This is a genomic window from Clostridium sp. TW13, from assembly GCF_024345225.1.
Lineage (GTDB): Bacteria > Bacillota > Clostridia > Clostridiales > Clostridiaceae > Inconstantimicrobium > Inconstantimicrobium mannanitabidum.
In genome coordinates this window covers 1332980-1347924 of record NZ_BROD01000001.1, presented here as the reverse complement: position 1 = coordinate 1347924, position 14945 = coordinate 1332980, and the positions used below count along the sequence as shown (strand labels likewise).

At 30.2% G+C, this 14945-nt stretch carries 15 protein-coding genes; 10 read left to right on the top strand and 5 right to left on the bottom strand.

The window, feature by feature from the left end; translation table 11 throughout:
- Positions 1 to 31 precede the first annotated feature (31 nt).
- Positions 32 to 1819: a GTPase HflX gene (gene hflX / locus OCU47_RS06470; RefSeq protein ID WP_261827778.1), complete on the bottom strand. Its 1788-nt coding sequence runs from the start codon at positions 1817 to 1819 to the stop codon at positions 32 to 34.
- Between the two features lie 102 nt (positions 1820 to 1921).
- On the opposite strand from hflX, the gene hpt reads away from it, so the two are divergent.
- Positions 1922 to 2446, top strand: coding sequence for a hypoxanthine phosphoribosyltransferase (gene hpt, locus OCU47_RS06465; protein ID WP_261827777.1), 525 nt, complete (start codon positions 1922 to 1924; stop codon positions 2444 to 2446).
- 71 nt (positions 2447 to 2517) lie between these two features.
- Here the strand turns inward: hpt and yunB are convergent, their stop codons facing one another.
- Complete coding sequence (yunB, locus tag OCU47_RS06460) at positions 2518 to 3153, bottom strand: sporulation protein YunB (RefSeq protein ID WP_261827776.1); 636 nt, start codon at positions 3151 to 3153, stop codon at positions 2518 to 2520.
- Positions 3154 to 3252: 99 nt separating this feature from the next.
- On the opposite strand from yunB, the gene OCU47_RS06455 reads away from it, so the two are divergent.
- The 3 genes from OCU47_RS06455 (at position 3253) to OCU47_RS06445 (ending at position 6713) form a co-directional block, all read left to right on the top strand.
- Positions 3253 to 5787, top strand: coding sequence for a transglycosylase domain-containing protein (locus OCU47_RS06455; RefSeq protein ID WP_261827775.1), 2535 nt, complete (start codon positions 3253 to 3255; stop codon positions 5785 to 5787).
- A gap of 174 nt (positions 5788 to 5961) precedes the next feature.
- Positions 5962 to 6354 carry a YtxH domain-containing protein gene (locus tag OCU47_RS06450; RefSeq protein WP_261827774.1) on the top strand — a complete coding sequence of 131 codons (393 nt, stop codon included), beginning with the start codon at positions 5962 to 5964 and terminating at the stop codon, positions 6352 to 6354.
- Positions 6355 to 6371: 17 nt separating this feature from the next.
- The gene (locus OCU47_RS06445; RefSeq protein ID WP_261827773.1) at positions 6372 to 6713 is read left to right on the top strand and encodes a hypothetical protein; all 342 of its coding nucleotides are present in this window, start codon (positions 6372 to 6374) and stop codon (positions 6711 to 6713) included.
- Between the two features lie 23 nt (positions 6714 to 6736).
- On the opposite strand, the gene OCU47_RS06440 is transcribed toward OCU47_RS06445, so the two are convergent.
- Positions 6737 to 7771 (bottom strand): type 1 glutamine amidotransferase family protein, encoded by a 1035-nt coding sequence (locus OCU47_RS06440; protein ID WP_261827772.1) that lies wholly within the window; start codon positions 7769 to 7771, stop codon positions 6737 to 6739.
- Positions 7772 to 8054: 283 nt separating this feature from the next.
- On the opposite strand from OCU47_RS06440, the gene OCU47_RS06435 reads away from it, so the two are divergent.
- Genes OCU47_RS06435 through OCU47_RS06415 form a run of 5 tightly spaced genes read left to right on the top strand, consistent with a single transcriptional unit; the run spans position 8055 to position 12320 of the window.
- Positions 8055 to 8594 (top strand): helix-turn-helix domain-containing protein, encoded by a 540-nt coding sequence (locus OCU47_RS06435; RefSeq protein ID WP_261827771.1) that lies wholly within the window; start codon positions 8055 to 8057, stop codon positions 8592 to 8594.
- A gap of 22 nt (positions 8595 to 8616) precedes the next feature.
- The gene (gene potA / locus OCU47_RS06430) at positions 8617 to 9666 is read left to right on the top strand and encodes a spermidine/putrescine ABC transporter ATP-binding protein (RefSeq protein ID WP_261827770.1); all 1050 of its coding nucleotides are present in this window, start codon (positions 8617 to 8619) and stop codon (positions 9664 to 9666) included.
- A gap of 2 nt (positions 9667 to 9668) precedes the next feature.
- Complete coding sequence (locus OCU47_RS06425; RefSeq protein ID WP_261827769.1) at positions 9669 to 10493, top strand: ABC transporter permease; 825 nt, start codon at positions 9669 to 9671, stop codon at positions 10491 to 10493.
- Complete coding sequence (locus tag OCU47_RS06420) at positions 10493 to 11284, top strand: ABC transporter permease (RefSeq protein WP_261827768.1); 792 nt, start codon at positions 10493 to 10495, stop codon at positions 11282 to 11284. The genes OCU47_RS06425 and OCU47_RS06420 overlap by 1 nt, the downstream gene beginning before the upstream one ends.
- A complete protein-coding gene (locus OCU47_RS06415; RefSeq protein WP_261827767.1) occupies positions 11271 to 12320 on the top strand; it encodes an ABC transporter substrate-binding protein in 1050 nt (349 codons plus the stop codon). Before OCU47_RS06420 ends, OCU47_RS06415 begins: the two co-directional genes overlap by 14 nt.
- Before the next feature lie 56 nt (positions 12321 to 12376).
- Here the strand turns inward: OCU47_RS06415 and ndk are convergent, their stop codons facing one another.
- Positions 12377 to 12826, bottom strand: a complete 450-nt coding sequence (ndk, locus tag OCU47_RS06410; RefSeq protein ID WP_261827766.1) for a nucleoside-diphosphate kinase — start codon at positions 12824 to 12826, stop codon at positions 12377 to 12379.
- A gap of 253 nt (positions 12827 to 13079) precedes the next feature.
- On the opposite strand from ndk, the gene dapF reads away from it, so the two are divergent.
- Positions 13080 to 14045: a diaminopimelate epimerase gene (gene dapF / locus OCU47_RS06405; RefSeq protein ID WP_261827765.1), complete on the top strand. Its 966-nt coding sequence runs from the start codon at positions 13080 to 13082 to the stop codon at positions 14043 to 14045.
- A 77-nt stretch (positions 14046 to 14122) separates the two neighbouring features.
- On the opposite strand, the gene OCU47_RS06400 is transcribed toward dapF, so the two are convergent.
- Positions 14123 to 14773: a flavin reductase gene (locus OCU47_RS06400; protein ID WP_261827764.1), complete on the bottom strand. Its 651-nt coding sequence runs from the start codon at positions 14771 to 14773 to the stop codon at positions 14123 to 14125.
- Between the last annotated feature and the right edge of the window lie 172 nt (positions 14774 to 14945).

The following is a 14945-nucleotide window of genomic DNA, read 5'->3' as shown; positions in this document are numbered from 1 at the left end:
AAAGCATTCTACATGCTTTCGCCTTAATTTATTATTCTTTTATAAATTCTCTTAATTTATTATATACTTCCTCATCAACTTCAACTTCAAGTAAAGTTCCTTCTTCTTCATAGTATTCATTAATTACATTTGCATTCCTATGAAGGTATGCCACTTGATTTTGTTCTGTATATGGAATAAGCATTTGAACTTTAGTCAATCTATTTGGCAAAAATTCTGCTACTTTATTTAGTAGGACATCAAGATTAATTTCTTCTCTTGCTGATATCTCTACAATTTCATAATTCAAATTGTCTTCCTTCAATTTTTCTAATGTTTCCTCTGAGCAAAGATCCATTTTATTTATTACTAGTATTGTTGGCTTATCTCTAACACCTAACTCTGCTAATACTTCTTCTACTGCTTCTATCTGTCCTCTTACATCCTCACTTGATCCATCTACAACATGACATAAAACATCAGCACCACAAACTTCTTCCAAAGTTGATTTAAAAGCTTCTACTAATTCATGTGGCAACTTTCTGACAAATCCTACTGTATCTGTTAAAGCTGCTAATCTGTTGTCTAATAAATTAATAGCTCTTGTTGTAGTATCTAAGGTTGCAAATAACATATTGGCTTCAAAAACCTTTTCCTTCTTTGTCACATCTTTTAAACTAGCTACATCACATAACTTATTTCTTAATGTAGACTTACCTGCATTAGTGTATCCAACCAAGGCAATTTGAGGTACACTGTTCTTATTTCTCTTCTCTCTTTGAATTTCCCTAGTCTTCTTCATTTTTTTAAGTTCTTCAGATAAATCGTAAATAGTTTCTTTAATCTTTCTTCTATCTACTTCAAGTTTCTTCTCTCCTGGACCTCTTGTTCCAATACCACCACCAGTTCTTGAAAGAATGGTACCTAATCCTATCAGTCTTGAAGATCTATATTTTAGCTGTGCAAGTTCCACTTGAAGTCTTGCTTCTTTAGTTTTAGCCCTTGTTGCAAATATCTCAAGAATTAGTGTTGTTCTGTCTATAACTTTTACACCTAGAGCTGATTCAAGATTTCTCACTTGAGATCCAGAAAGTTCGTCATCAAATATCACTACATTAGCCCTCTCTGTTTGAACCAAATGACCTATCTCTTCTACCTTACCCTTTCCTATGTAATAGGCAGGATCAATCTTAGGTCTATTTTGGAATACAGATTCAAGGACAGCAACATCACATGCTTTAGCTAATTCAGCCAATTCTTGCATGCTTTCATACGTATCTGTACCCACTATAATAGCTTTTTCCTTATCATCCTCAACTACATCGTTATCGATAATACTATTCTCGATTTCCTTTACCTTTTCTAAGAATTCCATTTTATCAACTTCAGCTAAACTCAAATTCTTTATTTCTTCAAAATCCAAAGTGTAATCCTTAACATTGCAGAAACCAATATTTATTTTTGTTAATACTCCCTCTTCTACCCCTACTGCTAAGATAGCATCCAATTTTAATTTTAATAACGCAGATATATCTAAAGCAGATAACTTAGGATTTCCATTTGGATGAGTATGTATTATCCTAACTCCAGATAACTTACGTTCCTTTATATCGATTAATGGGATTTCTACAGAAGTACTATCTCCGATAGCAACACTTATTATATTTCCTTTTCTATCAATACCAACACTAACTTCCTTTTCTAATATCTTTGTAAATCTCATCATAACATTTAGTATTTCTTCTGTTACTAGAGAATACTTTGGAACCCTCATATCATATATTAGTTCCAATTCACTTAAAAATGCATTCTTAACTCCTTCTACATTTCCATATATCATAAATTATCACCTCAATCTTCTCTTATCTTGACAACATTGGTTTAATTTTATACTATTAAAGCTATATTGTAAATAATTTATAATCTAATTTGGAGGCAAACAATGGAAGATAAAAAACGTAACATCTTATTGACTGAAGAACAAATTAAAACACAAATACAAAAGCTTGGCTTAACAATTTCGGAAGACTATAAAGGCAAAAAATTATATGTTCTTTCTTTGTTAAGAGGAAGTTTTATTTATGCAGCAGATTTAGTAAGAGCTATTGACGTTCCTACAAAAATAGGTTTCATGACAACTTCTAGTTATGGTCATTCAGAAGAAAGTACAGGAACAGTTACTGTAGTAAATGATGTGCCTGACAATATAGAAGGTTATGATGTATTAATCGTAGATGATATAGTAGATACAGGAATAACTATGGAATTTGTTAAGAACCATATTGCAAAACTTGGAGCTGCATCTATTAAAACTTGTGTTTTACTAGATAAGCCATCTAGAAGAGTTGCTAATATAACTCCTGATTATTGTTGTTTTACCATAGAAGATGTTTTTGTTGTAGGATACGGTTTAAACTACGGAGACTACTATAGAAATGTGCCTTACATATTTAACTGGGAATCTTAATAAAAAAGAAGGTATTGAATAATACCTTCTTTTTCACGTATTAACTTTCTGGTAGCTATTGAAATAACCTACTAATTTCCTAGACTTAAATTTGTGTTTGGAATCTTTCCTACTATTATTGTCTCTGAAACAGGCATATCATTTTCTACTAATACCTCCCTATTTTCTGTAGGTAAAATCACCTTTATTCTTGCAGACAATGTAATTTTAATCTTATGTCTAGTTTGATTTATCCCTGCAGCTTCAAATTCAGAAGAATACTTTATTTGCACTCTTCCTATAGGCTCCATGCATGCAGTTATTTTAGGACCAAATCTAGAAAGTAAATTGTTATTTGTGACATAACCCCAAGGAACCTTCACTCCATTTTTTCCTAAATTTTCAATATCTTTTGTGCATTTTAACGCTACCTTCTGAGCCAAAGCTGTCATTCTAACTGTATCAGCTCTTAGAAGCGTTATATTTCCTTCTGAATCCTTTTCAATTTTCAAAAAATCTTGACTTTGTGTTCCTTGAGTATATACCTCGTATACATTATTCTGCATAATTTCAGTAGCCTCTTGTTTAAATTGAGCTTCTGCGAGTAACATAGCACTGGAATTAACCTTTCTATCTACAGAATAAATTACAAGCCATAATATATAAATTATTAATATGGCTATAATGATAAATAGAATCTTATTTTTATTATTTTTTTTAAGTTTCATAATTTCACCACTTTTAATTAGTGTTTTCTAAATATAATATGTTATAATAATATTTAATATTTTATTTTTTCTTAAACTATTTTATTTTGGGAGGAAAATATGTCAGAAGTTAAAAAGAAAAAAACTATTCCAAAAAAGAAAAAAAAGAAGAGTAAAGCTAGGCGCTTTTTTAAATATTTCTTTCTTACTTTACTATTATTATTTATTATAGGTTCCGTAGTAGCAGGAGGATATGTTTTTGCAGTTATAAAAAATGCTCCAGCTTTAGATGTAAATCAAGTACTAACATTAAATCAGCCATCTCGTGTTTATGACGCAGACGGAAAAGTTATGGATGATGTTATAGATACAGAGCAAAGATATGTAATTCCATTAAAAGATATACCTTCTAACCTACAAAATGCATTTATATCTATTGAGGACGAAAGATTCTATTCTCATGGTGGTGTAGATGTAAAGAGAATACTTGGAGCTGCATTTACTGATGCAAAGAAATTTGTAACTGGCAAAGCAGGACTTCATGGTGCCTCCACTTTAACTCAGCAATTATTAAAGAATACAATTTTAAGCAATGAAATTTCAGTTGACAGAAAAGTTAAGGAAATTTATTTAGCTATACAATTAGAGAAATATCTAGATAAAAATAAAATATTAGAAGCTTACCTTAATACTATTCCTCTTGGGGGAAATGTTTATGGAGTTGAAGCTGCAGCTTATCAATACTTTGGAATTCCAGCAAATCAATTAAATTTAATTCAATGTGCGTATATAGCTGGTACCACTCAAGCTCCAAGCTATTATAATGCATTAACAGAGAAATCAAAAAAGAACCCTACACCTTATTTGAACAGAACAAAAACTGTTTTATCTAAAATGTTAGAAAACAAAAAAATTTCTCAAACAGAATATGATAAAGCAATAAAGGATATAGACAATGGTCAGTTAAAATTTAATCCAGTTAAAAAGACAAACAGATTAAACTTTGAGTGGTTTACTCGTCCTGTAATTGCTCAGGTTAAAAAAGATTTAAAAGAAAAGTATAAATATACAGATGAAGAAGTTTCTAAGATGCTTGTAAATGGAGGACTAACAATACATTCTACTATGGATAGAAAACTTCAAAATTATACTCAAGAAGTTCTTGATAGCAATGATAATTTACTTGTAGGTAATGATAAAAACGAAATGATTCAAACTGCAGATAAAAAATATATTTATCCTGCACTTCAAGCTTCAGCAACTATAATGGATTATCATACTGGTCAAGTAAAAGCGATGGTAGGTGGACGTAATTCTTCAAAGGGCACTCAACCACCAGGAACTTCAAACAATAGAGCTTATTTTGGTTACAGACCAACAGGTTCTTCTGTAAAACCACTTACTGTATATGGTCCTGCTGTAGATATGAAGGTTGTAACTCCATCTACTACCTTTGAAGATTCACCTTTATCTAACGATGAACTTAAAATTGGTCATTTTGATGCTCAGCCTATGAATCAAGATCGTCAATATAGAGGTACTGTTACTATTCGTGAAGCCATAAGACAATCACTTAACGTGGTAGCTATAAAAGTAGAAGAAAAAATCGGAGTAGATACTGGTTTAGCATACGGTCAAAAATTTGGTATGAAGTATAATGCTCAATCTAAAAGTAGTATTGCTTCCATAGCCTTAGGTCAATTTAATAATGATCCAAGTGACAGAGATGGTGCAAATACCACAACTATGGCTGCTGCTTTTGGTACCTTTGGGAATTCTGGAAATTACACTGAGCCTATTTTATATACTACAGTAGAAGATGCTAATCACAATGTCATTTTACAAAAAGCTCCTGCTAAAAGAAGAGTTGTATCAACAGAAGCTGCTTATATAATGTATGATTTATTAAAGACTCCTGTTGAAACTTACAGCGCTAAAACTGCTAAATTTGGTGATATACCTGTTGCTGGTAAAACCGGTACTACCTCAAATAATAGTGACCTTTGGTTTTCAGGATTTACTCCTTATCTTTCTGCAGCAATATGGGTTGGATATGATAATCCTCGTGAATTACTAGATCCTTATGGAACTTCAAATGTAAGTAGTGGTTCCGTAGCTGGTACACTTTGGGGAATGATAATGAAGAAGGCTCATGACGGATTACAATTCAAAGATATCCCAAAACCTGATGGTGTAATTAAAGGTGCAGTTTGTATGGATTCAGGCAAACTTGCTACTGATCTCTGTAAAAGAGATCCTCGTGGAAACAGGGTTGTAGAAGATTTATTCATTGGAACATCTTCAAGTTCCAATGAATTATGTGATGTACACGTAACTGCAAAGGTAAATAAGTTAAATGGAAAACTTGCTACAGAAAATACACCTGCAAATCTTATTGAAGAAAGAGTTTTCATTAATAAAAAGTTAGATCCTAGTTCACCGGATTATAAGTATATGTTACCAACAGAGAAGGATGATACTAAACCTGCCGCTGAAACTAAACCTGCCACCGATACTAAACAAAATCCTGATAAAGGTAACCCTGCTAAAACTAATCCTTCTCCGCAACCAACTACTGATCCCAATAATACTGATCCAAGTAAAACTGATCCAAATAAAACTGACCCTAATCCAAAAGACAAAACGACACCTTAACCAAAAAACTTTTCTCACAATAAGTGAGAAAAGTTTTTTTATTATAAATAATAAACTTATTTTTTAGCCTCAGATAATAATTATTAAGTTTAGTTTTTTTATACATATAACTTGTATAAATTAATTCCAGCATTTATAATGTATTTATACTAATCAGTACAAAGGAGAGTAATTATGAGTTTAAGTTCAATTTTAGAGAAAAAGAGAAAAGAAAAGCAAAAGAAAGTTCGTGCAGAAAAAACTAAGGTAGCCGCTTTAGGTTTAACTTTAGGTGCTGTAGCAGGAACTGTTGGAGGATTATTGTTTGCTCCAAAGTCAGGAAAAGAAACAAGAGTTGAAATTAAAGATACTGCAAAAAAAGTCCAAGATGAATTAAGTAACAAGGCTATTGAAACAAAAAATACTATCGTTGCTAAGGCTGAAGACAAAAAAGAATCTATAGCTCAAGCAAAAAATAAAATTTCACAATACTTAAAAGACAAGAAAAATTCAGATTCTAACTCTGAAGAAGTAAATACTACAGAAGAAGTTGTAGCTGAAGAAGCTGAAACTACTTCAGAAGTATAAAAAAGTTGTGATAAATTTTGAATCTATATATTGATTTAAATTGTGTATATTTAATACTCGCTTTGGTAGGTATTATAGCACTTGTTTTACTTATAATCACATTATTTCGTGTTTCAACACTTATAAAAAATATTAATATTATCATTAGTTCAAATAAAGATAATATACAAAAAGTATGTAATGATGCTCCTGAAATATCAGGCAACATAAAAGAAGCTACCGAAAATGCCAAAAGTGTAACTGAAGTGGTAACAGAAGTTACTGCTGATGCCATAGTTGCCAAGGAAAGTTTCCAATCTAACTTTGAAACTATTAAAGATATACTCAATATTGTTTTGAGTGTATTTTCAAAAAAATAAGGTTGTCCTTTTATAGGACAACCTTATTTTTTATTTACACACTGTAAAATATCATTCTTTATTTTCAGCATTACTTCATTATTAGTTTTAAAAGAATTTATCATTATTAGTTTGTCTAATTGAACCATATTATCTTCTACTAAGATTATATTACAATAAGGATCCTTTATCATAGCATACAATTTGTTCTCCATAGGGACTTTAATACTCTTATCTTTAAAAATCTCTACTGAAAGTATGTTACTAATGCTGCAGGTAATAACTAAATTACAACTATTGTAAAGTTTCAATATACTATTTAATTCCTCTTGTGAGCATAGATAATTCAAAATTTTTAAACTACTTGGAATAAGTAATAAATCATAACACTCACCCATATATATTTTAGTATTTACATTGATAACTCCCCTACTCTGAACAAAATCCTTATCTATTGATAAATACTCAATGTCTAACCCATCTTCATTTTCAAAATATCCTACCATATTTCCTAATGATAATATATCAAACTCATCAAATAGAAGCACCCCTACCTTCATGCAGCAACTTCTCTTTATCCTTCCAAATTCTTGTTCAGTTATTTTTAACGTATGAATCTCTCGCGCTTTATCTATAACTTGGAAACCTAAATTAATCATTGAATCCTGATAATATCCCTCTTGGCATTTTTCAATCATTACAGTTCCGCCAAATTCATAAAAGTAGACTTCTAAAATAAGTTTAATAGCTTCTTCCACAACTTCTGCAGATCTATATTCTTTTTTTATTTTTATATTAAGTTTTGCCATTTGAGTAGAAGGATCATAAGCATGGAAACTTGCCTCTCCAATAGGCTGATTATCATAATTATATACCAATGTATAGCAGTTTCTTCCGTCAGTTGGAGATACCATCTTCTTGTAAAATAATTTCCACTTATCATCAGTTAAATAGAACGTACCACCAAATTCCTGCATTGAATCAGTATCACTCCATAAACTTCTTACAAACACAACCTCTTCATATTGGGGAGATTTAATATATATTTTTTTACCATTTCTTCTAAATACTTTTTCCATCGTCTATCACCTATTGTTCTTTATACACCATATATTATAGACTATTTACCTACGAATACATAGTATATTTTTGTAAAACACTAATCCTAATTGGTTATAAAACATTTTTTTATAATAAATATTGATTTATTGTTAAAATCTCTATATAATATCTTTTGTTTAGTAATCATAAACTTTATGTTTAGTAAAAGTTATTAATTTTTATTCTAGTAATCAATTACAAGTCATATGCTGAAATAATGGTTAATTTCTTTTGCAGTAAATTTAAATAGGAGATGTAACGGTGCAAATAGGAGAAAAGATTAAACGGCTAAGAATTGAAAAGCAACTAACTCAAGAAGAATTAGCTAATAGATGTGAACTATCTAAAGGATTTATATCTCAAGTAGAAAATGACTTAACCTCTCCTTCTATAGCTACACTGATGGATATATTAGAGACTCTTGGCACAAATCTAACCAACTTTTTTAAAGAAGATGAAAATGAAAAAATCACTTTCTCAAAAGAAGATATGTTTGAAACATATAATGAGGAAATGAAATTTAATCTAAGATGGTTAGTTCCAAATGCTCAAAAAAATCATATGGAGCCTATTATAGTTAAACTTGAATCTGGTGGACAATACATAAATGAAGAACCACACACTGGAGAGGAGTTTGGTTATGTACTTTCTGGTACAATATTTCTACATCTAGGAGAAAGAAAATTAAAAGTTAAAAAAGGGGAAAGCTTTTACTTTGAACCAAAAGCTAATCATTATATATCAAATGAAGGTAAGGCAGATGCTGAAGTAATTTGGATCACTACCCCACCTTCATTCTAATACTAAAAGCGAGGTGTTTACTTTGAGTGAAAATATCATTGAATTAAAAAATATAAAAAAATCTTATCACGATAACACAGTTTTGGATAACATCAATCTATCAATTAAAAGAAATGAATTCTTAACATTGCTTGGACCAAGCGGATGTGGTAAAACTACAACCCTTAAAATAATTGGCGGTTTTGAAACAACAGATGAAGGACAAGTTCTTTTTGATGATAAAGATATTTCTTATGTACCACCATATTTACGTCAAATTAATACTGTATTCCAAAAATACGCCCTATTTCCTCATATGAATGTATATGAAAACGTAGCCTTTGGTCTTAAAATAAAGAAGCTTCCAAAAAGCACAATTGATTCTAAAGTAAAAGAAATGCTTAAACTTGTAGCTCTTGAGAATTTTGAAAAAAGATCTATTCATTCTTTAAGTGGCGGTCAGCAACAAAGAGTAGCCATTGCTAGAGCACTAGTAAACGAACCAAAGGTCCTTTTACTAGATGAGCCACTAGGTGCACTTGACCTTAAACTTAGAAAAGAGATGCAATTAGAACTGAAAAATATTCAAAAGAAACTTGGTATTACTTTTATTTTTGTAACACACGATCAAGAAGAAGCTCTTACTATGTCTGATACTATAGTTGTAATGAATAAGGGTAAGATTCAACAAATGGGCACCCCAGAAGATATATATAATGAACCTGCCAACGCATTTGTAGCTGATTTTATTGGAGAAAGTAATATTCTTAACGGAATTATGTTAGAAGACTACAAAGTGAACTTCTCTAACAGAGATTTTGAATGTGTAGATAAAGGATTTTTACCTAACGAGAATATTGAGGTAGTTGTAAGACCTGAAGATATTAAGATGGTTTCAGAAGACAAAGGTATGCTTAAAGGAAAGGTTAAATCTGTAGTTTTTAAAGGTGTTCACTATGAAATAGAACTTGAAGAATTAGGAACTAATAATAAATGGATTTTACATAATACAAAATATGCAGATGTTGATTCAATTATAGGTATGGACATTTACCCAGAAGACATTCATATAATGAGAAAAGTAGGAGAATAAATATGAAAAAGAAGAACCTATCTGCTTATCCATATTTAGTATGGAGTATTATTTTTATTATTTTTCCTTTGTTTATAGTTTTGTATTATAGTTTCACAAAAAAAGTTAATGGTAATTTTGTCTTTACGCTAGATAATTATAAAAATTTACTTGATCCTCTATATTTAAAGGTGTTTGGGCGTTCCTTGTATTTGGCGTTTTCTTCTACAATTGTATGCTTAATCTTAGGTTACCCTATAGCCTACATAATTGCTAGAATGAATGTAAAGAAAAGAGGAATTCTAATTTTGCTATTTATTTTACCTATGTGGATGAATTTCTTGCTAAGAACTTACTCTTGGATGTCTATTCTAGGCAAAAATGGTATAATAGATAAATTGTTTGCTCTAGTTGGTATTCATGTTGGAAGTTTGCTATATACAGATACTGCTGTAATGCTAGGTATGATTTATAACTTTCTACCTTTTATGGTATTGCCTATTTATACAATTTTAATTAATACTGATATGGATTTAATAAATGCTGCTCAAGATTTAGGAGCAAATAAATTAAAAGTTTTTTGGAAAGTAACTTTTCCTCTAAGTTTGCCTGGAGTAATGTCTGGAATAACTATGGTATTTATGCCTGCAGTTTCAACCTTCGTTATATCAAGATTACTTGGTGGTGGACAATATATGTTATTAGGTAACTTAATTGAAGAACAATTTACTACAGCCGGAAACTGGAACTTTGGTTCTTCTATATCAATAGTTATGATGATTCTTATACTTTTATCTATGGCTATAATGTCTAAATATGAAAAAACAGAAAAGGATGGTGTGATTTAATGCTAAAAAAAGCTGGAGTAAAACTTTATACTTTTATTATTTTCCTATTTTTATACGCACCCATAATAGCATTAATTATATTTTCCTTTAATAATTCAAGAACGATGGGTGTTTGGAAAGGTTTCACCTTTAAATGGTATCTCCAATTGTTTCACAATAGAAGAATTTTAAGAGCTCTTTATTATACAGTACTTATCGCAATCTCTTCTGCTGTTATATCGACAATAGTTGGAACTATTAGCTCCATAGCCATATATAAGTTAAAAGGCTTCAAAAAGAAATTAACTTTAAATATAACTAATCTACCTGTATTGAATCCTGATATTGTTACTGGTATTGCATTAATGAGTTTATTTACATTCTTAAGCATTAAACTTGGATTACTTTCGATGTTATTAGCTCATATTACCTTTGGTATCCCCTACGTAATTCTATCTGTATTACCAAAGTTAAAGCAACTTCCAACTAACTTAGAGGATGCAGCTTTAGACCTTGGTGCTACTCCACGTTATACACTAAGAAAAGTTATATTACCTTTAATTAAACCTGGTATAGCTTCAGGATTTTTAATGGCATTTACTATGTCCATAGATGATTTTGTAATAAGTTTCTTCACCGCTGGACCTGGTGTAACAAATCTTTCTATAGAAGTTTATTCTATGGCTAAAAGAGGTATAAAGCCTGAAATTAATGCATTGTCTACACTGATGTTTTTAGTTGTTTTATTCCTACTATTAATAATCAATAGAAAAGACTCAAAAGGAGGAGGCAAAAAATTTGAAGAAATTTAAGAGACTTGCCATATTATTCTTTATTCCAATACTAATATCTTCATCTTTTGCTGGTTGTGCAATAGATTCTAATAGAACAGTTCTTCATTTATTTAATGCTGGAGATTACATTGATGAGGATCTTTTATCACAATTTGAAGATGAAACTGGCATAGAAGTTTCCATGGATATATTTGAAACAAATGAAATGATGTATCAAAAAGTCAAAAAAGGTGATTCAGGCTATGATTTGATAATTCCGTCAGATTATATGATTGAAAAAATGAAAAAAGAAAACCTTCTAGACAAAATTGACTTTGATAATATTCCAAACTATCAAAACATAGATGATAATTTTAAAAACTTATCCTATGACCCTAAAAATGAATATTCTGTACCATATTTTTGGGGTACCTATGGTATCATGTATAATAAAAAGGTAGTTTCAGATCCGGTAGATAGTTGGTCTATACTATGGAATCCAAAGTATAAAGGTAAAATATTAATGCTTGATGCTGTAAGAGATTCAATGGGGGTAGCTTTAAAAAAATTAGGTTATTCTTTAAATACAGTGAATCAAGACCAAATAAATGCTGCTAGAGATGAACTACTAAAGCAAAGATCTTTAGTAAAAGCCTATGTGGGAGATGAAGTAAAAGAATTAATGTCTAGAGAAGAAGCTTCTCTAGCTGTAATGTATTCTGGAGATTACCTAACAGTAAAACAAAATAATGAAGACTTAGCATATGCCATTCCTAAAGAAGGCACAAATAAATGGTTTGATGCTATGGTAATTCCTAAAAATGCAAAAAACAAAAGTGCTGCGGAACAATTTATAGACTTTATGTTAGATCCAGAAGTTGCTAAACAAAATGCTGAATATGTTGGATACTCTACTCCAAATAAAGCTGCTTTCGAACTCTTAGATCCTTCTATTAAGTCAAATAAGTTATTATATCCTGAAAAGTCTTTACTTGATAAATGCGAAATCTTTAAAGATTTAGGAGAAAATATCTCAAAGTATGACGATGCATGGTTCCAAGTAAAATCAAAATAAACTGTTATAAATAGCGCTGGAATTTCTAAAATCCAGCGCTTGATTGTTATAATTTTTTACATATTTCTGGCACTGAACCATTCCTCTTTAGCCACAAGTTCTGGAAACCATAGTTTTATTTCTCTTTCTGCACTTTCTTCACAGTCAGAAGCATGTACTGAATTCTCTGTATTATTTAAAGCATACATTTTCCTTATAGTACCCTCTTCTGCTTTTTCAGGATTCGTATTGCCATTAATACGCCTTATTTTTTCTATAGCATTTTCTCCTTGTAGTACTATAGCCACAATTTCGCTTCTTGTTATAGTCTTAATTAAATCATTAAAAAAAGACTTTCCTTTATGCTCTTTATAATGTATTTCAGCAAAAGTCTTATCCAATTTTACAAGCTTCATTGCTGCTATATTTAAGCCATGCTCCTCGTACATACTTATAATTTTCCCAACTAGTTTTCGTTCCACTGCATCAGGTTTGATTAGAACTAAACTTTTTTGTACTTTTTCCATAAAATCAGCCTCCAAATATTATACCTGCATAATATACTTTAATTATATTATGTAACCTTATGTTTTGTAAAGAATATTCTGAATTTTCAAAACATATCAAAGTTATCTTTCATATTATATATACTAATTTATGTGTTAAATTATTCATAAATAATTATTTTCTGAAGACGACAAATAAATAAAACATCAATAATACTAATTTTTATTATTACATGATATAATAACCCTATATTATTATAATTGGGGTGAAAATATGAACATACTTATAAGAAAATGTCACGGAACAGCCAATGACTTCATTTTAATTGACGAAATATCAAATAAGTACTCTTTTACTGATAAAGATAGAGCTACACTTGCAAAGAACCTTTGTGATAGACAAAATAGCATTGGAGCTGATGGAATTTTATTTTTACAATCTAGCACTACTTGTGATGCAAAAATGAGAATATTTAATTCTGATGGTTCTGAAGCACAAATGTGTGGAAACGGCCTTAGATGTATTGGTAGATATGCTCTTGAGCTTTTAGATAAAACAGAACTTGACATAGAAACACTTACAGCTCACTACAAAGTAGTCAAGGCTCCTAGCCTTTATAAAGATATTTATACTGTACAAATATGGTTAAACACTGTTAATTTTAACGTTGATTCTCTTCCTATGATATTTGATAAAGAACAATGCTTATTTGAGACCATAGATGAATTGGATTCTAATTTAAAAGTTACTGCAGTAAGTATGACTAATCCTCATATTGTAACTTTTGTACCTGAATTAGATAATACTTTAATTCAACCTCTTGGAGAAAAAGCAAATAACTTAAAATCAGTATTTCCTCAAGGTGTAAACTTTAACTTTGTAAAAGAGATTGATGAAAACAGTATTTATGTAAGAACTTATGAGAGAGGTTGCGGAATCACTAAATCCTGTGGTACAGGAATGACTGCTTCTACCATAACATTTTGTCTTGAACACCCTGAATGTTATGGAAAAGATGTTACTGTGTACAATGATGGCGGAATGATAAAAATAAACGTAACTAAATCTGGTGATACTTACGAAAATAAATTTATTGGAAATGCTTCTTATGTCTTTGATGCAGAAATTGAAATAGATGATAACTTTGCCTTAGAAAACACTATATCAAAAAAATTCTACGATGAAGAAATTTCAGTTTATGATGAATTTCTGTCTTATACTCGAGAACTAACTAAATAGAAGTAATTACAAGAAAACCACCATATAAAGCATAAGCTTTATATGGTGGTTTTTGATTTATGATATATCGATATATATTAATTTATTCTCTTAAAAGCTGATTTAGGTTTGTGACAAATAGGACATAAATAATCATCTGGCAAATCCTCAAAAGGAATATCCCCATCATAAATATAATGGCAAACTACACATTCATATAAAGGCTTTTCTTCTTTTTCTAATTCTTTATTTTCTTCAGTTTTAGATTGATTTGATACTTTTCCTGCTTTTAAATCTCTATAATAACTATAAGTCATAGGTTCATCTTTTGATAACTTATTAGCCTCAACAACATCTGCAATAAACAATAGATGAGTTCCTAAATCTATAGTTTGTACTACCTTACATGACATCGTAGCTATACAGTCATTCTCTACTATTGGATTGTTAATCCCATCTATTTTATAATCTATTCCTTCAAATTTATCCTTATTCCTCCCACTACTATATCCAAAGTGAGCAACGGTATCTAGGGAAGCTTTTTTACTCAAAACTGATACTGAGAATTTATTTGATTTACTTATTAATTCGGTTGTGTAGTTCTTCTTCAGTATTGTTAAACTAACTCTTATTGGATCTTGTGTTACTTGAGCTACAGTGTTTACTATACAAGCATTTTTTATTCCATCAGCTTCAGTACTCAATATAAACATGCCATAACTTAGCGCAAATAATGCTGATTCATCCATTGAATAACCCTCCTTAGGTAATAATTATTATTAATAATAACATATAACAATTAGCCTGCTTTGTCAATAGAGTCATATTATATTGCTATTTCCTATTATTTGACTTTATATGCTTGTTTTATTAATATATTTATATGGTATCTTGTACAAACAAAATAATTAAGAAAGCAGT

Excerpts from the sequence above, each read along its gene's own strand:
- hflX (WP_261827778.1), bottom strand. The coding sequence starts at position 1,819 with ATGATATATGGAAATGTAGAAGGAGTTAAGAATGCATTTTTAAGTGAA.
- hpt (WP_261827777.1), top strand. The coding sequence starts at position 1,922 with ATGGAAGATAAAAAACGTAACATCTTATTGACTGAAGAACAAATTAAA.
- yunB (WP_261827776.1), bottom strand. The coding sequence starts at position 3,153 with ATGAAACTTAAAAAAAATAATAAAAATAAGATTCTATTTATCATTATA.
- OCU47_RS06455 (WP_261827775.1), top strand. The coding sequence starts at position 3,253 with ATGTCAGAAGTTAAAAAGAAAAAAACTATTCCAAAAAAGAAAAAAAAG.
- OCU47_RS06450 (WP_261827774.1), top strand. The coding sequence starts at position 5,962 with ATGAGTTTAAGTTCAATTTTAGAGAAAAAGAGAAAAGAAAAGCAAAAG.
- OCU47_RS06440 (WP_261827772.1), bottom strand. The coding sequence starts at position 7,771 with ATGGAAAAAGTATTTAGAAGAAATGGTAAAAAAATATATATTAAATCT.
- OCU47_RS06425 (WP_261827769.1), top strand. The coding sequence starts at position 9,669 with ATGAAAAAGAAGAACCTATCTGCTTATCCATATTTAGTATGGAGTATT.
- OCU47_RS06420 (WP_261827768.1), top strand. The coding sequence starts at position 10,493 with ATGCTAAAAAAAGCTGGAGTAAAACTTTATACTTTTATTATTTTCCTA.
- ndk (WP_261827766.1), bottom strand. The coding sequence starts at position 12,826 with ATGGAAAAAGTACAAAAAAGTTTAGTTCTAATCAAACCTGATGCAGTG.
- dapF (WP_261827765.1), top strand. The coding sequence starts at position 13,080 with ATGAACATACTTATAAGAAAATGTCACGGAACAGCCAATGACTTCATT.
- OCU47_RS06400 (WP_261827764.1), bottom strand. The coding sequence starts at position 14,773 with ATGGATGAATCAGCATTATTTGCGCTAAGTTATGGCATGTTTATATTG.